This is a genomic window from Nitrosomonas sp. (assembly GCF_021731985.1).
Lineage (GTDB): Bacteria > Pseudomonadota > Gammaproteobacteria > Burkholderiales > Nitrosomonadaceae > Nitrosomonas.
The window spans coordinates 1-20,703 of the sequence record NZ_JAKFWH010000071.1 but is presented as its reverse complement, the minus strand read 5'-3'; the positions used below and the strand labels follow the sequence as shown (position 1 = coordinate 20,703).

Here is a 20,703-nt window from a genome sequence, read left to right as displayed (position 1 = left end):
TGGTATAAAGCACAGAATTGGCTAAACGCCCATAGAGTTGCGCATCGGCCTCACTAGCGTTGAGCTGTCGCAATACCACTTGCGCATGTGTCCAAGCAACATCAAAGACACGATCCGCGAAGCGCCGATCCTGATATTTTTCCACCAAGCCTACTGCGGCATCCCGCGTTTCCGCCATGCCGCTTATCATATCGATGGTGAGCGTTTGATCCGGATCAAGCGTGATGGCATAGCGGATGGCGGCAACCGGATCCAGCACCGAACCTTGGCTACCGGAGAGCCCCCGGGATAAAGCACCGGCCAGCGCTTGTGGATCGGCGGTAGTGTGACCGCGACCGATGAATTGTGAGCGGTCCGTTTCGTAAGAGATGGCATCGATGTCTGTACCGTTCGCCGTCATCAGGTGGAACATCCACGGCGTTTGCTCGCTACGTGAGCGCGGACGGCGCGTGCAGAGTATAGCGTGGTGTTGCTCGTCAATCTCAGTTTGTACAAATAGATTACTGAAAGCGGGGTGCAATTCATCGGCGATGGATCCGGTCAGCACCACTTCGGCGTAACTCGTCACTGTGACGGTTCGACGGGTGCGGGCGCGGTTAGTAATGCGCAAGCGGCGCAGTTCGATATCATCTTCCGGCGACACCACAATATCAGTATGGGTCTCGAAATCATTATCGCGTCGGCGAAATTCGGCACGGCCTTCGGAAAAGATCACTTCGTAATGCTGTGGTTGTTTTAGTGTCGGCTGATGCGCGGTCGACCAGAATTCCCCGCTGCTCTCGTCGCGCAAATAACAGAACGATCCCCAGTGATCGCAAGTCGTGTCTTCGCGCCAGCGGGTAACGGCGAGATCCTTCCAACGGCTATAACCGCCGCCGGAATTGGTAATCATCACGTGATAGCGGCCGTTGGATAGCAATTGCACTTCCGGCGTTGGTGTATTGGCGCTGTTAAAAACACGAATCGAGGCTTCCGGCGCAGCGAAAGTCGGTCGGATGTCAGAAAATTGTGCCGTACGCGGAAAAAACGCCATCGCCTTTGGAATCCGTTCCTGAAGTAGCAGAAGGGTTGCCTGGAACAGTGGATCCGACTCGAAGCGCCTCTGCATCGGACGATCCAGCAGCAGATAGGCTAGGGAAAGCAGACTCATCCCCTGGTGATGGGCCATATAAGATCGCACCACTGTGCCTGATTCCCCGCGCCGTTGACGTGATGGGGTGTAATCAATGGCTTCATAAAAACCAAACTTACCTTCCAAACCTTCCATCGTCAATTGTTGCAGATTCAGGCATGCTTCCTCGGGTGCCACCATTAGCGCCAACACCGTGGCATAAGGCGCAATAACCAAATCATCGGCGAGTCCGCGCTTTAATCCCAGACCCGGCACACCAAATGCCCGATACTGGTAGTTAAGATGGACATCGACGAGATTGTAGCCTGATTCTGACATACCCCACGGTACGCCGCGCTGTCGCCCATATTCGATCTGCCGCTGAACCGCCGCCTTATAAGTCTGATCAAGCAACGTGTTATCAAAGTTCGGCATCACCAGTAGCGGCATCAGGTACTCGAACATCGAGCCGCTCCAGGATAAGAGAACGGGTTCGCCGCCGACGGTCGTAAGCAGACGCCCCAAGGCAAACCAACTTTCCTGCGGCACTTGTCCCTGTGCGATTGCGACGAAATTAATCAATCTGGCTTCCGAAGCTAACAGATCATAGCAACTTGTATCCCGGCGCAATTCGTCCACGTTGTAGCCAATCGCCAGCAGGCGCGAAGCCTTGTCATACAGGAAATCATATGCCATGTACGAGAATTCTGTGATTTGCAGTGCCAATCGTTCGCTCGCTGAAATCCTTTCGTTGGCATGTTGAGCGGCTTGTGTAACGCTTTCTCGAAACGCATGCAGCCATTCGCGTTCTGCGGGTGCCGCAGTGCTGACAATTCGCTGCGCAATGATTGGCAGCAAGCTATCCTCGATGCAGGCTAACTCCCGCAATGTAGGAATTGCGGTGATACTGAGATCCTCAATCGATCCACCCGGTGCGGCCGGCAACGCCAACCAAGGGGCAAGAAACGTCAATTCGTCAAGAACAGCGCGGCTTTGCCGGACCAATGCATGTGCCCACCAATTCGCATCATTCTCAGAAGTTATTTCCGAGACGACTGCACTAGCATGATCCAGAGTGGGATGGTGCGTGGAATCTTCATCTGCCTTTAGGTATCCTCCAGTTTCTGCGTGTAGTCTGCGTTCTCTTTCTTCAGCTAAAGCAAGAGCGCTTCCTGTTTGAAACAATGCTGCCGAAGTCGCGTCCAGGCTATTGGCAAGTTCCTCCGCGCGCCGCGCCAGTCGGTCAAGGTATTGCCATGTCAGTGCCAGCGTGGTTGGCGGAGAATTGCAGGTCGATTCGATATCTGTTTGTAATTGGGTAAGCAGGTCTGATGGAATGCTTCTCATCGCGTCCGCCAAAATTCCCAGCGTGTCGCGGATTCCATGGCACCAGCGTGTGTTAAGGATTTCGTCATCGGCAAGTGCGATCAGCCCCGGCCGCAAGGTTAGTAAATGGCCCGCAAGGTTACCGCTATCCACCGTCGAAATATATGCCGGATGCAGCGGTTTCAGCGATTGTGTGTCATACCAATTGTAGAAGTGATTGCGATGGCGCTCCAGTATTTGCATGGTGTCGAGCGTATGCGTAGTGCGCTCGATGAGCTGACCGGCCGGAATATAACCAAAGTCATAGGCCGTTAAATTCGCCAGGAGTGCCATCCCAATATTGGTCGGCGACGTGCGATGCGCAACCGCGGCGCCACGATATTCCTGATAATTGTCCGGCGGCAGCCAATTATCTACCGGACCGACAAACGTTTCGAAAAATGCCCAGGTTTTGCGTGACACTTTACGCAGAAAAATGGTTTGCTCAAGCGTTAATCGTGCTTTGTGGCGTGCAATCGGCTGACCTATCCACCAAGCAATCACGGGCGAACCCAACCACAGCAGCAGGATAGGTGCCGCGATTACGAGCGCCGCGAATTTGAACAGCAGCAGATAAGCTGTTGCGGCCATAGCGATCAGCGGCGCAATCCACATCGTACGTAACGTGGCGAAAAAATCGGTGCGACTACTACGCGCCACCTCACCCGATGGATTCCATTCGAGCAGCCGTCTGCGCGTGAACAACATGCGTCCGATTGTACGCACGATCGCATCGATACTGAAGTAGGCCTCGTAGGGAAGGCAAGTTAAGTTAAAGGCCGCTTGCGCCAAGCGCTGAGTGGTTGTGTCGAGCGCAACAGCAAGATGCTGCCTTAACAATACGTCACACGGTTTGTTAAATAAATCCAGAATTGAGGTGATCAAAGGTGGAATCAGGATAATACTGATCACCGCTAAAGTCCAAAGCCAGGGTGATGCCAGCACAGCCCAGCCTAACAACAACAGTACTGTCAGAGCCATCGGCACGAGACTACGCCGCAAGTTGTCGAACAATTTCCATTGTGATAGCCGCGAAAGTGAGCTATCCAGCCGCAGCGTACCGGGGCCGGGAATGCTCGGCAGCAGCCAACTCAGCAATTGCCAATCGCCGCGTATCCAGCGATGGCGGCGATTCACATCCACGCTGTAATGCGCTGGATAATCCTCATACAAATGGACATCGCTCAATAAACCCGCGCGCGTATAACATCCTTCCAGCAAATCGTGGCTGAGAATCTGATTCTCGGGAAAGCGTGCATTTAATGCGCGCTCGAATGTATCCACTTCATAGATGCCTTTACCGATGAAAGAACCTTCCCGAAACACATCTTGATAGACATCAGATATGGCGTGCGTATAAGGGTCGATGCCGACTTCGCCACCATGCAATCGCGCATATTGTGAGCGATTGGTGCCTTCCAAGCTCACGCTGACGCGCGGCTGAAGAATGCCGTAGCCCTCACACACGCGCTGCTGCTTTTCGTCGTAGCGCGGACGATTCAGCGGATGCGCCATGGCGCCTACTAACTGCCGCGCGACATCACGCGGCAGTTGCGTATCCGTATCCAGAGTAATGACGTACTTCACGTTCTTCAGGCAAGCGGTATCGCCGACGATACGTGAAAAACGTTTAGCGGCATTACTGTGTGCCTCATCGCGCAGTAATGCATTCAAATCCGCAAGCTTACCGCGTTTACGCTCGTAACCCATCCAGATACGTTCTTGCGGATTCCAACGGCGTGGCCGATGAAACAGGAAAAAAATACTTTTTCCTGCCGTGCCATATTTTACATTCAGCGCCTCAATCCCTGTCTGAGCCAGTTGCAACAGTGATTCGTCATCAGCGAGGGTTTCTTCGTGCGCATCGCGAAAATCAGTCAATAGCGCAAAATACAGATTGTCGTCCTGGTTCGCCAGAAAGCGCACCTCCAATGCTTCGACCAAGTTATCGATGTTATCCGGATGCGTAAGCATCGTTGGCACGACGACCAACGTCCGAGATTGCAGCGGGATGCCGGTGGAAAAATCCATGCGTGGCAGTGGTTGCGGGTGCACGAATAAAGTCGCCAGCCAATTCACCAGAGCAAGTGCTAATTGACTGGTAGCCAGCAATCCGAGTATGCCGATTAGTACCAGCAATACAACGGACACACCTTGAGTGTGTGCGATGATCATCAAACCGGCACTGAAAAGCAGCGTAAGCAAAGCGATTACGCCAAGATATACGCCCAATGCGTGTTGCGACCCCATTTTCATGATTTTCTCAGCAACAGAAGGACGTACCTGCACCCGAGCTTCTAGCTCAAGCAAACCGCGATCGATCAGATAGAAACCGACATGCGTTGTCCGTTCGTCGCTATCCGGATGTGCCGTTTGAGCCGCATGCGCGAGTTGGATCGCACATCGAGCGACTTCAGCTTCAGTAAAGGAACTCCGCTTCGCAATTTTTTCAATCGCATGACGATAACGGTCGCGACTGGCAAAATCCATCTTGGCGTGGGCCCCATTCGGATCTTCGCGCAATGTTTGTTCGACGATACTCATGCTTTCGACGAAATCGCGCCAATCCATCGCACCCAGAAAGCGCAAGCTGCCAATGCTGTTGCTGATAGAAACCTGGTCGGCAGCCTGAAGTTGGTTTCCGGTATGCACCAATTGCTCGATGGTCAATCCTGATTCGGCAAGTACTTGCTCGATCCAGGTCAGTGGCAGTGCCAAAGCAAGGCTTTGTCCTTGCAGACGACGCGTAAATTCCGATACGAATGGATTCGACATTGGCGGTTGCGAGCGCGCCATGTCTGCGATCACCAGCACCAGGCTCTTCGGATCCTTCTCCGCTACCGCCATCATTTGCTCCGCCCACGCGCAAGCCAGGTCGCAATCAACTCTGTCGGCGGCGATGCGAACGGCAACACGCCGCAGATTTTCAATCAGCGCCAACCGCAGCATGATGGGAATAGCCCATAATTCACCTAATTTGAGCGCGCTAACTGTTTGATAGGCCGCGACGAAACGACTGAGATTTTCCGAGTCTATCCGCCCATCTCCGTGCGAAATGATCTCCAATGCAATATCGTATACACGCGGCAAGCCAGCTGAGGAGCCATTCAACAAACGCGGTAGTTCCTGGTTATATCCCTTAGGCATGTGGCGCCTGGCGGTGCGGATCTGCTCTTCGATCAGATAGAAATTATCGAGCAGCCATTCGCTGGCCGGCGTAATCTGCTGGTTGGCTTTTACCACCGCTGTGAGTTGTCCACAGACGCCGGTCAAAACGACTTCATTCGCCGCCAATCGCGTCATCAGTTGATCCCGCGGGCGTTTTTGGGTTAATTTGTGCATAGCTGCGAGATGCTTGCCATGCTGCTCCATTTGATCGGCACTGAACAATTCCGACCGAAGCGGCGGTTCATTAAAAGAATGCGTTAGCGAAATGCCGCCATCACGCAAGTTCGCCCTCAACTGGCGCAAATACTGGAAGAAACGAATATCTCTGGTCTCCATTTAGAAAAATGTTCCGCGTTGGAAAGGAATTTCGCTGCACATCTCTCGATAAAGCCAATGATTTAATGGATAGCAAACTAACTTAAAGTCTCTTGAAAAACTGTATATCCAAGCAGAATTAATTGCAGAAATGAAGGGGAGCTGAACAGTCTTGTTGGCAAAATGTGAATTACAGATTTTTATCATACACAAATATCCTAGAAAAAAATCGCTCGTCAGGTAGCTAAAGAACGCCTCACTTACAGTGATGCCGGGTCAAAAACCACACGCACACGGTTCTGGGAAACTTTAAAAGTTCCAAACAGTGTGGTGTGGATACGGGAAAGTAATTCAACCGCTACGGCTATGAAGATCCGAACGCTGCACGGAAAATCTGTCTGCTTGCCTCTCCACATTCATCCTGATAACGCGCTACGAATGACTACCTAGGTGTAGTGATAAAAAATACATGGACATTCTGTTCGGCATTTGTCTGCATGGATAATTAATCCATGCAATGATCTACCGTCACTTAACCCGCATGTCATTCTTGACAGACTTCACACCATTGACTCTTCGTACAATTTCGACTGCTTTATTGATATCAGCCTGGGAATTGACGAAGCCACTAAGTTGAACGACACCCTTGAAGGTTTCGACGTTGATTTCTGCGGATTTCAGCGAAGGTTCATTGAGAATTTCCGCTTTGACCTTTGTGGTCACGACAGTATCATCAAAATATTCTCCAGTTCCTTCTTGTTTGGAAGTTGATGCGCAACCCAATAAAAAAACCATGAGCGCAATTAAGAAAAAAGTGGAAAAACGGTTATTAAGTTGTGTCATGGTAAAGTTCTCCGGTAAGTATTCACTAAAATAAAAGTTGAAGTATTACAGGGATAGCACAACCAGTATGTGCGCTAGCACACAAAGCGTTCCGTTTCTCTGGTTTGTGCGATGTTTCGGAACTAAGGTTGACGAAAGAATGTTAGGAATCAAGCTTATTTCATAACATTTCTTAGGGTGTTTTCCCATCGGAAGAGAAATTAGCGCGATGGTAGTTATAGAAGGCTTTCCATCCAGCCCGTTATTTAAATTGATATTCCTTGTGCTATTACTCGAGCGTCATAAAGCTATTCATATCAATTACCACAATAACTTGTCACTTTATTTTAAAAGATACGCCGCTATAAGACTATTACCAGCCATCACAATGATTCGCGTAAAGTATGATTTTGAATCATTAACTCATTTGGTCAAGGAGGTGTAGAATAATTCTGAATGTAGGGTAACTCATACCCTGGCATCCGCCTAAAAATCCAAAATGTTTTCCTTTATCAATAAACACTTATTCATTATGCGAACAGTTCTTTTATTGTTATTGCTGGCTCTATCCACCCCAGTTTGGGCTGATGCGGCAGCACAGATACGACAGCTGGAGAAAACATTAGCCCGCATACAACAAGAATCACAATCCACGTATCAGCAGTTTCTGATGATTCAAGAATTACGCCGTAATGAAATAGATGCGCCGCTACCGATCACGATACCGCCCAGTCCAGCCTCAAAAAGCATACCGATTCCAAAATATGAGGAATTAATTCAGGAAAAACAGGAAAAAGCTGACCGGATTAAAAAATATACCGATGATTTGGATCGTTTAAAAGCACGCTATACTGAACTGGAAAGTGAAAGAAAAGAAATCTTTGATCAAATTAATTCACTGGAGAACAAAGCAGAAGAATAAATTTGTATGAGGGTATCAATTCGACCGTTCTTACAAACAATATTTTCAAGCTCAAGCACCATTTTGCTCGATCAATTTCACACCCCCGCTTCAGATTACATCCAATTAGCAGGGGTATAGGTATAAACCATTACCGATTACTTACCCTCAAAATTCTTATACCAGATATCATAAATTTCATCTGACCATAAAGACTTTATCCAGACAATCACATCATCGACTTGCTGCTCCGTCAACTTGCCTTCCCAGGCCGGCATGGAACCAATATCAGGAGGCGTTCCTTTGAGTATGGTTTTCTTCAAAACTTCTGTCGAATGATGCCAAGCATGTGCGGTACTGTCCAATGGCGGCGGCGGATATTTCCCGTCCGGACCGGGTTTGCGCCAATCCGGTGTCGCTTCTCCATTGGGCCCATGACAGCCAACGCAATTTGCAGCATAAACACTTTCACCTCGTTTGATCTGTGCTTGATCAAAATTTCGTTTGACCAAACCCGTTTTACTATCGATCTGAGGTTGCCCGGATAGCACGCTGAATGGTGCAGAATCGCCACAACCCAATAGCAGTGCCGCTACACCACACAGCAGAAAATTACGCATTGTCATGAAAAAGTTACGATTATTACTTTAAACGCATGATTGAACCGCTCTTCTCTGGCTCGGGATCGGCTGGCTGTGATTGCTCTACTTTTTTGGCATGGGGATCATAGCGGTTATAAATGGTCGTATCCTTGCGTGCCTCGTTGCGTTCTTTGATCAATAAAACATTATAAGGATCACTACGAGCACCCTCCATACCAGGTGTTCCGTGCGGCATATCCGGTACAGCCAATCCAACTGCTTTAGGTTTTTCTTTGAGTAAACGCAGGATATCAGGCGCTGGCACATGCCCTTCGATCGCATAACCATTAACCAAAGCCGTATGGCACGAGCCCAGTGATTCAGAAATGCCAGATTTTTCTCTTATCTCTTTATTGCCAACATCATGCGTTTTTACGGTAAAACCGTGCTCGCGCATATGATCAACCCATTTAGCGCAACACTTGCAGGTTGGGCTTTTATAAACGTCAACGGTCGCTGTAGCAACCGCTTGTGAAGCGACGCTCAGCAAACTGACAGCAATGATTGATCCAGCTAATAGGGTACTTACTCGCATTTTCATTTCTTCTCCACAGTTATTGTTCCACGCATCTTCTTAAAATGACCCGGCAACGGGCAGGCAAAATTAATGGTTCCCGCATTGGTAAACTGCCAGATAAATTCTTTTTGCTCACCGGGTTCCAGTTGTACCAAATGTGCTTCAGAATGATCCTTTTCAGGAAACATGCGCCGCATATTAGCAACTTTCTTCAGGTCTACCATTGAACCCATCAACATCTCATGCTTTCTGCTGCCGCCATTTTTTATAACAAACTGGATCGTTTCGCCTTCATTGACCGTAATTTCAGAAGGTAAAAACATATTATCCACCTGAGTCAACTTAATGGTCCGCGACACCTTACTTAAATCACCCGATTTACCAATATCAACTTCATTATTGGGATAGCTTGCACTCGAGTAACAATGGGTTGAAAACAAGACCAAGGTTACAAATGGTATAATCCTGTTCATAGAATTCTCCTGAAAAATAATTCCCGAACTTGTTTATCCGTCTTGTTTAGAATCTAGCTATGCTAAATTGTTCCATCTCATTTGTCTAATATTCTGCCACAAGACCCGCGGCGTCTGTTTAGTGCAAAAAATAATCCCTATCTTCCTCACAACTTGCCAAGATAATGCAAAAAAAACAACAGTATAATACCAATAAGCTCCACAAACGCTTAAGACGGCAAGTAGGAACAGCAATTGCTGATTTCAACATGATCGAAGCCGGTGACCGGATTATGGTGTGTTTGTCCGGCGGTAAGGATAGTTATGCCTTGCTGGATATTCTGCGTAATTTACAAGCCCATGCTCCGTTAGAGTTTGAGCTGATAGCGGTTAATCTGGACCAAAAGCAGCCTGGTTTTCCTGAACAAGTGCTACCGGGCTATCTGACTGATATTGGTATGCCTTATCGTATCGTTGAACAAGATACCTACAGTGTCGTAAAACGTGTCATTGCAGAGGGAAAAACGACTTGTAGTCTTTGCTCGCGCTTGCGTCGCGGCGTGCTATATCGCGTTGCCAGTGAATTGGGCGCCACCAAGATAGCACTCGGCCATCATCGGGATGATATTCTTGAGACCTTGTTTCTTAATATGTTTTATGGCGGAAAACTTAAAGCCATGCCGCCCAAACTGGTCAGTGATGACGGAAAACACATCGTTATCCGACCATTGGCATACTGCAAAGAAAAAGATTTGGCTGCTTACGCTGAAGCAGAAAATTTTCCGATTATTCCCTGCAACCTGTGCGGATCGCAAAAAAACCTGCAGCGCCAAGCCATCAAAGAAATGATGCAACAATGGGATAAAAAATTTCCCGGTAGATTAGAAACAATGTTTCGCTCCATCCAAAATATTCAGCTATCGCATCTGGCAGATGCATCCCGGTATGATTTTTTCAACTTAAAAGCACGGGGGGAACCGGTAATCGACGGCGACACCGCATTTGATGAAGAAGTATTTGAACCCACCATTGAAGAAATGCTGATACCCGGCTCAGATGAAACGGGTGATAGTCGCCTAGCTTCAGGATAATCAGGGAAGATTTCTACGAGGTTCCGGCGGCACCCATTTGAATGTTGCTGCAACCAAGCCGGCAAACAGAACATAAACTACCGTGAACAAACCTTCAGGTACAGTATAAAACATAATTTTATGCAGCCATTGCTGTATAAAACTGCTGTTTGTTTCAATCTGACGCAGTGTATTTTCCCATAATGTTAACGGACAAACGACACCCAGCAAAGATTCAGCCACGACAAATAAAATGGCGGCAAGGTGTAAATAACGAAACCACGGATTTCTGACAAACGCCAGCTTAAGCCACGCACCCAACCAGATGACCGGCAAGCTGGCAACGACAAACAACACATAGAAAAAGTGGATAATTAGTACAAGATCAGCCAACAGCATATTTAACTTGATAAACTTATAGGGACGATTAACGATTAGTAATCGCCGGTTCCCGGAATTCGCATGTCATTCTTGATAAACTTTATACCACTGACACTGCGCGCAATCGCAATCGCTTTGTACATATCGTCGCGTGAATTGACCAGGCCGCTCAGTTCTACGACACCTTTTGTAGTTCTGACGTTGATATCGAAGGGTCTCAGCGAAGGCTCGTCAAGAATTGCTTCGTGAACTTTCGTGGTAATGACAATATCATCGTATTGTTCTCTGGCTCCCTCAAACTGAGGCGTTGATGCGCAGCTCGAGAAAAAGGCCATTTGAGTAATTAAGAAGAATGCGATGAAACGGCTATTCAATAGTGTCATGATTAAGCGCTCCCAAATGATTAACGGAAAAATTTCCCTCGTTACATTTGATTAAAGGCTCTTGCTTTAAGCTACCTTCAATACGTTATTGATCTGAAATTTACGGATTTATTGAATTCTCTGGTAAGTATTCGCAAAAATCAGAATGTAGTATTGCAAGGACAGAGTAGCTCATGTGTACTCAGGTGTACAAAGCATTCCATTCCTGGAAGTTATATTACATGATTATCGATGACTGAGACTAGCTCGATTCATGAGTTTGTTGACGTAAGAAATCTCTATGGTTGATCCCCAAAGATTCCTCACTGCGCTCAGAATGACAAAAGTGGGTTATTCAAAGGCTCCTTAAGCTGATGCCATCAACCAGCCCGCTTTGATGATGAGCATGCGGATTCTCTTTTAGCAACGGAATGACTAATTTCTCCAGTTTGTTCAAATGAACACGGCCCAAATAGGTTTCAACAATTTCACCGGAACGATTGATAACCACGGTATAGGGTAAAGCGGATTGCCGGTTACCCGCAGCTTCAGCCAACGCCCAAGTATGAAAACTGCCGACCAATACCGGATAATTGATACCAAATTCCTCACTATAAGCTTTCACCTTATCCGCTTGATCAATGGCGATTCCTACAAAGACCAGACCTTGATCGCGAAATTTTTCCTGGGTTGCAATAAATTCAGGAATTTCCTCGCGACAGGGCGTACACCACGTGGCCCAAAAATTCACCACAATCACATTCCCCAGCCATTGCGAAATGGCCTGATTTTCTCCCTGAATATCCGGCAAATTAGCAGTAAGAATTGCTTTTGCACCCTGCTGACTGGCTTCACTGGAAAGAGCGGGTTGCGAACCGCCGCCCATGAGCTGTGCCCGCAACATAAAACCTGTGGTTATTGCGAAAGCAGCCAAAGCTAAATAGATTAATAATTGTCTCAATTTTGCCATCTTGATTCCTTTAAATGAAGCAATGCGCGAGATGACTCGCTTTTCTGGTTGGTTTTCTTTTTAAATCAGCACCGCATTCAGCACGGTCAGAAAATCATTTTTGTTCAGAAAACCAATAACTTTGATATTCGGAATATCATTACCCTGACGATCAATAAACAAAATACCCGGTGGTCCAAACAATTTGAATCGTTTGAGTAGATCCGCATCATCCGGCGTACCATCCGTTACATCGATCTCGAGCAAAACAACATCTTTCAGGCGAGATTGCACCTTAGTATCGGAGAAGGTAAAGCGATCCATCTCTTTACATGAAACGCACCAATCCGCATGAAACCTGACCATAATATATTTATCTTTGGATTGCTGGATCCAGTCCTCCAGTTCAGTAATGGTTTTTACCCGCTGGAAAGGTAGCGTTGCATGATTGGAAGCCGCAGCTTCTCCCTTATTCATTGTACTCGCGCTTGTCATACTGATTTTTGAAAGCGGCTGCAAAACATCCCGGCCGCCCGACAAGATGCCAATCAATAAGGCGATGCCGACCAGCAGCGCAATGACACCGATACCTTTTAGAAATTTCTGCAAACCCGAAGCCCTTTCCGGCAATGGATCAATCGCATGCAGATAAATTGCCGAGATGATCAACAATGCGGCCCACAATGACATATGAACCACTTCGTTGATGACCGGAGAAATCAACCAAATAGCGACTGCCAGCAACAACACGCCAAAAAATTGCTTGATCGATTCCATCCATGCCCCGGCTCTCGGCAATAACGCACCCGCCGATGCGCCCAATAGCAGCAACGGAACGCCCATACCCAGCGCCATGACAAACAGCGCTGAACCGCCCAAGATCACATCCCGGGTTTGGCTGATATACAGCAAAGCACCCGCCAGTGGTGCTGCAACACACGGCCCGACTATCAATGCAGACAGCGCCCCCATGCCGAATACACCGGTTAAATGCCCGCCTTTCAGGTGCCCGGCTTCTTCAGACAATTTGGTTTGCAGTGAACCCGGCAATTGCAATTCATAAAAACCAAACATCGAAAACGACAACAAAACAAATATCACCGCAAACGTGCCCAACACCCAGGCATTTTGCAGCGCGGCAGACAACATCGCGCCCGACAATCCGGCAGCTACGCCAGCGATAGCATAAGTGATTGCCATACCCAGTACATAAGCCAGCGCCAGGATAAATCCATGACCTTTGGTCACATGCTTACCGCGATTGGCAATAATCCCCGATAAAATCGGGAACATCGGAAACACGCAGGGTGTAAACGCAAGCAGCAAACCGATGCCGAAAAATCCGGTTAAGATCAACCAGAAATCGCCGGTTTCAAACATCTGATCAATTTTGTACGCTTCGGTTTCGATGGCAGGTGCTCGGGACGGCATTTGAAACAACTGAGTCGTCGCATCGATTCCTGCTGCCGTCGCCTTGCCGCTTACCGCCTCAGCAACAGCGCCGATCGCCACTTTCACTGCCGGTAATGTCAGATCGATGGCTTTGTGAATGGGCGCATAACACACCCCGACCGGCTCATTGCAACCCTGGTAATTAGCTGCCAGTGTCAGCGGTTGTTCGCTCGCGGGATCTTCACGTTTTAGTGAGATGATGGCCTGAATCGGGCGGTAATAAACTTCTGTCTGACCAAAAGTCTGGTCTTCCTTCATTTTGCCGGGCGGTAAAGTTACTTTTTCAATCACTATGCCGGGCTGTTTCGGCTCAAATGTAATCTTATCGCGATACAGATAATAATCCTTTGCCGGGATCAAATTGGCGATCAGCGTATTGCCGTCGCGTACTTCCACCGTAATCTTGAACGCTTCATCAGGTGGCAAAAGTTCTTGCGGATTGCTTTGTCCCAGATTGATACCCAATCCCTGCAATTTTGAAAACAAGCTGAAGGAGCCGCTTTCCTGCGCAGAAATAGGCGTACTGGTCAGACATAGTAGGAGTAACAAAAATTGGAATAGTCGCATCGGTATTCAGTATTATTTAATCGAGTGGTTGTGTTTCATTGGCGATCCACTGCAAATAAGCAGGTAATCCGTTTAGGATAGGAACCATAATCACTTCCGGAAGTTCATAAGGATGCATCATCTTGATCAACTGTTCAACCTGGTCATAGTGCTGCCGCAGGGTTTTGATCAAGACAGGTATTTCATCCGCCGATTCCACTTTACCTTGCCAGTGATAAATCGAAGCACATGGACTCAACACATTGACACAAGCCGCCAAATGCTGATCGATCAACGCCTCGGCCAATGCAACCGCGCCCTTTTTATCGGGGAAATTGGTCATAACAAGGATTGGTTCTAGCACGGTGAAAAGGAACTTTTATTAACGGTGAATTACAAAAAAATCAATTTTACTCTGCTTATCGTATAAATTCACCGGTACTACACCGCACTTTGACATACTGGGCATACCTTGCCAACAGGCATATACTTCAAAAAAACAATTTACGATAGGATATGAACAGATGAAAGGATTATTCAATTTGGTAATAACGTTATCTATTATTACCCCGGTCACAATATTTTTTGGCTACATCATCATGGATGAAGGCGACCAATTTACCGCTGAGCACTATATGGTAACGGGGTTGAGCACAATTCCGCTTATTTTCGCGCTGCTGGTTAAATTCCTTATGACGGGAGCGGAAAAGGAATAGACGGTAAATTTTAAACATAACAACCAGTCTGCCCGCAGTATTCACTATACAGACTGGTGATCCAACGCGTGATCGCTACAATGCAGCCCTAATTATCTTTTAGCTTGAGATGATGCGTCTTTACAAGGCTCAGACAACTCTGCCTGATGTTCTTTGAGGCATTTCATAATTGCGCCACCACCTGGCTTGACATCTTGGCAGAATTTTTCCATATCCGCTTTACAGGCATCCTGCATGGTTTTGGTATTTTCTTTCATTGCAGACTCCCTGTCTTTACACTCTGCTGAGAGCTCAGCATCATGCTCCTTCAGGCATTTCATAATAGCGCCGCCACCCGGTTTGACATCTTTACAAAATTTCTCGATGTCCGCTTTGCAAGCTGTGGAACCGTGACCTCTTTGCCCCATCTGTTCCGCTTGAGCGGAAAAAGACAGCAAGGCAGTCATCATGAAAACGCCAAAAAATCCCCATAAATAGTTTCGCATTGATTAATCCCTTTTAAAAAGCGCCCTTTTATGAATATACGTAAAGCAGGATGTTTAGTCAAACGCGCTGCTAAACACTCAAAAACTGTCTATTTCTGTTCAAAGTAACCATAAAATCCAGGAATTAACGGCATTTTTCATCGAATGAACGGAATAATTGAAAGTTGGTCATATTGACAGTCAGTGCTATAATGCTGCCCCCACCGCAACAACTAACAGCTTATTTTTGAGGAATTATTTATGTCTCGCCCTATCCGCAATATCGCCATCATCGCGCACGTTGACCATGGCAAAACGACAATGGTCGACAAACTTTTACACCAAGCCGGCACCTTTGCCGCACACCAACAGATTTCCGAGCGCGTAATGGATTCCAACGATATTGAGCGTGAACGCGGCATTACCATTTTGGCCAAGAATTGCGCCATAGATTTTGAAGGCATTCATATCAATATCGTCGATACCCCCGGCCATGCCGATTTTGGTGGCGAGGTAGAGCGTGTTTTGTCGATGGTGGATGGTGTATTGCTGTTGGTCGATGCAGTCGAGGGTCCGATGCCGCAAACCCGTTTTGTTACCAAAAAAGCCCTCGCATTGGGACTACGTCCCATCGTCGTGATTAACAAGATAGACCGACCCGGCGCCCGTGCCGACTGGGTCGTCGATCAAACATTTGATTTGTTCGACAAACTCGGCGCCACTGATGAGCAACTTGATTTTCCCGTCGTCTATGCTTCTGCATTAAATGGCTTTGCCTCATTGGAACTGAATAAACCCAGCACGGACATGCGCCCGTTGTTTGAAACCATCATCAAACATGTCCCTGCCCCGGAAGGCAATCCGGAAGAACCCTTACAACTGCAAATCAGTGCCTTGGATTACTCCAGTTTTGTCGGCCGCATTGGCATTGGGCGTATTCGTCGCGGCAAACTCAGACCCGGCCAGGAAGTGATGATATTACTGGGTGACAAGCCGCCTAAAAAAGCAAAAGTCAATCAGGTTCTCGGTTTCCAGGGTCTGGAACGAATACAAATGAAAGAAGCCTTAGCGGGCGATATTGTATTAATCAATGGCGTAGACGAGCTGAGCATCGGTACCACGCTGGCCGATATCGACAATCCCGAAGCATTACCTATCCATATGGTGGATGAGCCGACACTCACCATGACTTTTCAGGTCAATACCTCGCCTTTTGCCGGGCAGGAAGGCAAATTCGTCACCAGCCGTCAGTTGCGCGAACGCCTGGAAAAAGAATTGCTCATCAATGTTGCAATGCGGCTGGAAGAAACCAATGAAACCGATTCATTCCTGATCTCCGGACGCGGTGAACTGCATCTCACCATTTTGCTGGAAAATATGCGCCGCGAAGGCTACGAACTGGCCGTCTCCCGCCCGCATGTCGTGATCCGTGAAATCGACGGAGTTAAATGTGAACCGTTCGAAATGCTCACGGTCGACGTGGAAGAAGCCAATCAGGGCGCGGTGATGGAAGCCTTGGGCGCGCGCCGCGGCGATTTGCAGGATATGGTATCGGATGCCAAAGGGCGTGTGCGGCTGGATTATCGCATTCCTGCGCGTGGCTTGATCGGTTTTCAATCCGAATTCATGACCATGACGCGCGGCACCGGCTTGATGAGCCATGTATTTGACGAATTCGCGCCGATGCGCCCGGAAATTCCACCACGCAGAAACGGCGTGTTGATTTCCGCCGAACAGGGTGAAGCCGTCGCGTATGCCTTGTGGAAACTGCAAGACCGCGGCCGCATGTTCGTCAGCCCTGGCGATCGCCTGTATGAAGGCATGGTAATTGGCGTGCACACCCGTGATAATGATCTGGTAGTCAATCCGATCAAAGGCAAGCAATTAACCAATATCCGCGCCTCCGGAACCGATGAAGCGGTGACGTTAATCCCGCCAATTCAGCTCACGTTGGAATCCGCAATTGAATTTATCGCCGATGACGAACTGGTGGAAATTACACCGAAAACGATCCGGATTCGTAAGCGTTTCCTGCTGGAACACGAACGCAAACGCGCTTCGCGCGCAGCAGCTTAAGGAAACTCTGAATACTTGCATTTGTCATTCCGAACGCAGTGAGGAATCTTTAATAATCAATGCAATAGATTTCTCGCTCTGACTCGAAATGACACTTGTTCAGGGCTTCCTTAGTATCAGCTATAAGATATTGATTGCGCCAGCATGAGCCAATACCGGCGCAGCAATAAAGACTTACGGTTTCGCTGATTGGACGGTATCCGCCTTGGCTTTACTATTTTTCAGCAAATTGGGCGGCGGACCGATCGGTTCGAAGTCCTTCAGCAACGGTACATCGTCCTTGTTGACCCAGCGGATATCCATATCGTAAGTGCCATGCGGCCCCCAACTGCCGGTGAATTTCTTGCCATCCGGGGTAAACGTCCAGCACATATCCTCCCCGCCGGTATTGACCGCATCACCGAGATTCAGCGGCTCCTGCCATTCGCCCTCGGCATTTTGATGCGAAATCCACTCATCATGCCCGCCGCGAGAACCCAAATCAGTCCGCGTGCTGGTGATGATCAGGCCCTTGCCGTCCTTGGATAACCCGGTCCAGTGCATATGGTCGCGCTGCGGTGAATTGATCTTCAGCCCCAGGCTCTCCGGCTTCTGCCACACGCCATCCTTCTTCTCAACCTTCCAGATATCGCTGTCCTGCGTCACGCCCGGCTGGTGATAGCTAAAATAAATCAGGCTGTCGGAAGCAATGATCGGACAATGCTCCTCACCAGTCGAGGTATTGATATTCGGCAGCTCAGGCACGTCGTTCCAGTTCCGGGCCGATTGCCAGACGCCATCGACTTTCTGCACCACGTACAGATCGCCGGACAACATATTCCCCGCTTCGTAGCGGGTGAAATAAATCACATTGCCATCACCGGAAAAGCTCGGCTCCAGCTCCCAAGCCGAAGTATTGATGTTCGGCCCCGCCTTGGGGTCGATGCCCGGCCCCAGATGGATCGGTTCTTGCCATTCACCATTGACTTGATGCGACATCCAGATATCGAAACTGTAAGTATCGCCGGGCGACTGAATACTACCTTCACGGGTCGACACAAAAATCGCCGTCTTGCCGTCAGCGTTGTAAGTAATCTCCATCTCCGATCCGGATGAATTGATTTTCCCACCGAGACTGTTCGACACCCTTGGATGCTCCGTAGCCGCTCCGCTGCCAGAACCGTGCATACCGGGCATGGCATAGGAAACACCCTGCGCCAGAATGAACGTCAGCGATACGGAACAGAGTTTTGGAATAAAAGGATTCTTTTTCACTGATTGATCTCCGATTTTGGGTAACTATGGCTTTTTATAAGAATAGGCTGGTGTGCCTGGTATTGCAATACGATTTATTGCCAGAAGTGTGGAAGCTTGTCGCTAGCAACGAGGAATTAAACCCGAATAAATTAAGTATAAAACCCTGAATTACTAAAACGCTATGTCCACACAAAAGCTAAAGGCTTAGTTGCTTAGCCAGAAAGCTGGCATAATGCAGTATATTTTCAAATGAACTCTGGTTCAGCGATGGCAAGTTCAGAACAAATTAAAGCATTATTAAAATCGCATGTTAGCGGTGATGATAGTCATTTTTACTCTGTGGCGATGCAGATAGCCGCTCACGAAGCTAAGCTTGGCCATGGTAAGCTCGCTTTAGAGTTACGCGATTTAATTGATACTGCTAAATCAAAAGCAAATAAAAATGATGCTTCCAAGAAATTAGTATCCTTAAATAAACCTCAAGGTGAGCTAGCCAACCTGCTTGCTGTTTCATTCCCGCATTCAAGATTATCCGATATGGTTCTCGATAAGACTGTCGAAGATAGTCTTCATAGGATTATAAAGGAACAACGTTTTTTCGGAAAAATAAGGGGGTACGGCTTGTCACCTCGCCGCAAATTGCTTTTAGTCGGCCCGCCAGGCACGGGCAAAACAATGACAGCATCTGCATTGGCCGGCGAACTTGGTATCCCCTTATTTTCTGTAAGACTTGATTCACTCATCACAAAATTCATGGGTGAAACTGCTGCCAAGCTTCGTCAAATATTCGATGCCGTAGCTAATGTTAGAGGTATTTACTTTTTTGATGAATTTGATGCAATTGGTTCACAGCGTGGGCAAGCCAATGATGTAGGTGAAATTCGCAGAGTCTTGAATAGCTTTTTGCAAATGCTTGAGCATGACAACTCCAATAGTGTAATTATTGCGGCAACCAATCACCCAGAGGCCTTAGATTACGCTTTATTTCGTCGCTTTGATGACATGATTCAATACGGTTTGCCAAACGAAGAGCAAGTAACTTCAATCCTCAAATCAAGACTTGCTGGATTCAAGCCTAAACGATTGGCGTGGAAAAAAGTAGCCGTCACTGCGATTGGAATGAGTTATGCCGAAATTTCCAAAGCCATTGATGAGTCATTAAAAGACGCAATTATTCATGACAAAACTTCAGTCGAAGAAATTGGCCTGCTACGAATGTTGGAAGAACGAAAACTTATAAGCGGTAAGCTCATTAATAAAAATAATGGCGAGCTTGAAAATAATGGCAAATCAGCCTCAAGATAAACGACCTCATTTAATCCTTTCTCAAACGTCAGAACCAAAAGATTTCACTGCTCATAATACTGGTGGTGGTTCTAATGCTGTTATTCCTGATTTACCCCGCAATCAACATGGCACTTCACTTTTAGCTCAGCTAGAGTTAATAAAACCTATTGCTCAGCAAGCTATGGGATTGCAACAAGCGCTGGGGTTTGAAAGTGGGTTAGGTCTTCAAATCCAATTCGAAAGCCAACCTGACATCGAATTGGCCTTCGAAAGTCTTGGCAACGATACGAAACATATTGAATTACTTAGCATCAAAAAAGATGGCGATACTACGATTGCAAATGTTTTTGTACCTGATGGCAAGTTAGCGCACTTTGAGAATTACATCACTGAGTACCTTGCAGAGAAAAAGAATAAAAATGACGATCCTATTGACCATAAAAATCTTTTAAACACCATCAGTGCAATAAGATCTGCGGAACTTCGCGCCTTATGGACTGATGATATTGATGTTTTACCCCAAAATAATGAAGAATCATTTTGGTGGGAGGTATGGCTTACAAACCGAGGTCATCGGGAAGCAGTAGTTGCAGATTTCAGAAAACTAGCTAGTGCCGCTGGTTGCACCGTAAGTGACGCTAGAGTTGATTTTCCTGAGCGAACTGTTGTGTTGATGTATGGATCAGAGCAACAACTATCTCAATCTGTAAGGACGCTAAATTGCGTTGCCGAACTCAGACGAGCATGTTAGCAACAAATAGAAATGTCCGGTTTAGTAGCAAATAGATTGTCCGCTTTTAATTAAAACGCAGTGAACCCGTATTGCGGTTCATTGCGAAGCTGAGGCGGCGGATTTACGCACCAACTTTTCA

Annotated in this window: 18 protein-coding genes; 6 read left to right on the top strand and 12 right to left on the bottom strand. The window is 47.5% G+C overall.

Features of this window, described 5'->3' with window-relative positions; all coding sequences use genetic code 11:
* Both QZ942_RS11035 and QZ942_RS11030 read right to left on the bottom strand, forming a co-directional pair.
* Window positions 1-5,980, bottom strand: a 5,980-nt coding sequence (locus tag QZ942_RS11035) for a glucoamylase family protein (protein ID WP_292995535.1), incomplete at its 3' end; no start/stop codon positions are given.
* 507 nt (window positions 5,981-6,487) lie between these two features.
* Complete coding sequence (locus tag QZ942_RS11030; protein WP_292995533.1) at window positions 6,488-6,802, bottom strand: BON domain-containing protein; 315 nt, start codon at window positions 6,800-6,802, stop codon at window positions 6,488-6,490.
* A gap of 511 nt (window positions 6,803-7,313) precedes the next feature.
* Between QZ942_RS11030 and QZ942_RS11025 the strand changes: the two genes are divergently transcribed.
* Window positions 7,314-7,703, top strand: a complete 390-nt coding sequence (locus QZ942_RS11025) for a hypothetical protein (protein WP_292995531.1) — start codon at window positions 7,314-7,316, stop codon at window positions 7,701-7,703.
* A gap of 137 nt (window positions 7,704-7,840) precedes the next feature.
* On the opposite strand, the gene QZ942_RS11020 is transcribed toward QZ942_RS11025, so the two are convergent.
* Genes QZ942_RS11020 through QZ942_RS11010 form a run of 3 tightly spaced genes read right to left on the bottom strand, consistent with a single transcriptional unit; the run spans window position 7,841 to window position 9,313 of the window.
* Window positions 7,841-8,302: a c-type cytochrome gene (locus tag QZ942_RS11020; RefSeq protein WP_366836415.1), complete on the bottom strand. Its 462-nt coding sequence runs from the start codon at window positions 8,300-8,302 to the stop codon at window positions 7,841-7,843.
* Window positions 8,303-8,324: 22 nt separating this feature from the next.
* Entirely contained in the window at window positions 8,325-8,858 is a 534-nt protein-coding gene (locus QZ942_RS11015) for a DUF411 domain-containing protein (protein ID WP_366836413.1), read from the bottom strand.
* Window positions 8,859-8,860: 2 nt separating this feature from the next.
* Window positions 8,861-9,313, bottom strand: coding sequence for a cupredoxin domain-containing protein (locus QZ942_RS11010; protein ID WP_292995525.1), 453 nt, complete (start codon window positions 9,311-9,313; stop codon window positions 8,861-8,863).
* 164 nt (window positions 9,314-9,477) lie between these two features.
* On the opposite strand from QZ942_RS11010, the gene ttcA reads away from it, so the two are divergent.
* Window positions 9,478-10,383, top strand: a complete 906-nt coding sequence (ttcA, locus tag QZ942_RS11005) for a tRNA 2-thiocytidine(32) synthetase TtcA (RefSeq protein WP_292995523.1) — start codon at window positions 9,478-9,480, stop codon at window positions 10,381-10,383.
* Here ttcA and QZ942_RS11000 read toward each other — a convergent pair whose 3' ends face one another.
* The 5 genes from QZ942_RS11000 to cutA all read right to left on the bottom strand — a co-directional run bounded on the left by QZ942_RS11000 (window position 10,384) and on the right by cutA (window position 14,395).
* Window positions 10,384-10,761 (bottom strand): DUF2784 domain-containing protein, encoded by a 378-nt coding sequence (locus tag QZ942_RS11000; RefSeq protein ID WP_292995521.1) that lies wholly within the window; start codon window positions 10,759-10,761, stop codon window positions 10,384-10,386.
* A gap of 35 nt (window positions 10,762-10,796) precedes the next feature.
* Window positions 10,797-11,126, bottom strand: a complete 330-nt coding sequence (locus QZ942_RS10995; RefSeq protein ID WP_292995519.1) for a BON domain-containing protein — start codon at window positions 11,124-11,126, stop codon at window positions 10,797-10,799.
* 334 nt (window positions 11,127-11,460) lie between these two features.
* Complete coding sequence (locus tag QZ942_RS10990; RefSeq protein ID WP_292995517.1) at window positions 11,461-12,075, bottom strand: TlpA disulfide reductase family protein; 615 nt, start codon at window positions 12,073-12,075, stop codon at window positions 11,461-11,463.
* A 60-nt stretch (window positions 12,076-12,135) separates the two neighbouring features.
* Window positions 12,136-14,073, bottom strand: a complete 1,938-nt coding sequence (gene dsbD / locus QZ942_RS10985; protein ID WP_292995515.1) for a protein-disulfide reductase DsbD — start codon at window positions 14,071-14,073, stop codon at window positions 12,136-12,138.
* Window positions 14,074-14,089: 16 nt separating this feature from the next.
* Window positions 14,090-14,395, bottom strand: coding sequence for a divalent-cation tolerance protein CutA (gene cutA, locus QZ942_RS10980; protein ID WP_292995514.1), 306 nt, complete (start codon window positions 14,393-14,395; stop codon window positions 14,090-14,092).
* A 181-nt stretch (window positions 14,396-14,576) separates the two neighbouring features.
* Between cutA and QZ942_RS10975 the strand changes: the two genes are divergently transcribed.
* Window positions 14,577-14,768, top strand: coding sequence for a hypothetical protein (locus tag QZ942_RS10975; RefSeq protein ID WP_292995513.1), 192 nt, complete (start codon window positions 14,577-14,579; stop codon window positions 14,766-14,768).
* 92 nt (window positions 14,769-14,860) lie between these two features.
* Here the strand turns inward: QZ942_RS10975 and QZ942_RS10970 are convergent, their stop codons facing one another.
* The gene (locus QZ942_RS10970) at window positions 14,861-15,253 is read right to left on the bottom strand and encodes a cysteine rich repeat-containing protein (protein WP_292995511.1); all 393 of its coding nucleotides are present in this window, start codon (window positions 15,251-15,253) and stop codon (window positions 14,861-14,863) included.
* A gap of 240 nt (window positions 15,254-15,493) precedes the next feature.
* On the opposite strand from QZ942_RS10970, the gene typA reads away from it, so the two are divergent.
* The gene (gene typA, locus QZ942_RS10965) at window positions 15,494-17,308 is read left to right on the top strand and encodes a translational GTPase TypA (RefSeq protein WP_292995509.1); all 1,815 of its coding nucleotides are present in this window, start codon (window positions 15,494-15,496) and stop codon (window positions 17,306-17,308) included.
* A 174-nt stretch (window positions 17,309-17,482) separates the two neighbouring features.
* Here the strand turns inward: typA and QZ942_RS10960 are convergent, their stop codons facing one another.
* The gene (locus QZ942_RS10960) at window positions 17,483-18,562 is read right to left on the bottom strand and encodes a hypothetical protein (RefSeq protein ID WP_292995507.1); all 1,080 of its coding nucleotides are present in this window, start codon (window positions 18,560-18,562) and stop codon (window positions 17,483-17,485) included.
* Window positions 18,563-18,811: 249 nt separating this feature from the next.
* Between QZ942_RS10960 and QZ942_RS10955 the strand changes: the two genes are divergently transcribed.
* On the top strand, window positions 18,812-19,849 hold the full coding sequence (locus QZ942_RS10955) for an ATP-binding protein (protein ID WP_292995505.1): 1,038 nt from the start codon (window positions 18,812-18,814) through the stop codon (window positions 19,847-19,849).
* Window positions 19,827-20,582, top strand: a complete 756-nt coding sequence (locus QZ942_RS10950; protein WP_292995503.1) for a hypothetical protein — start codon at window positions 19,827-19,829, stop codon at window positions 20,580-20,582. The genes QZ942_RS10955 and QZ942_RS10950 overlap by 23 nt, the downstream gene beginning before the upstream one ends.
* Window positions 20,583-20,703: the final 121 nt, after the last annotated feature.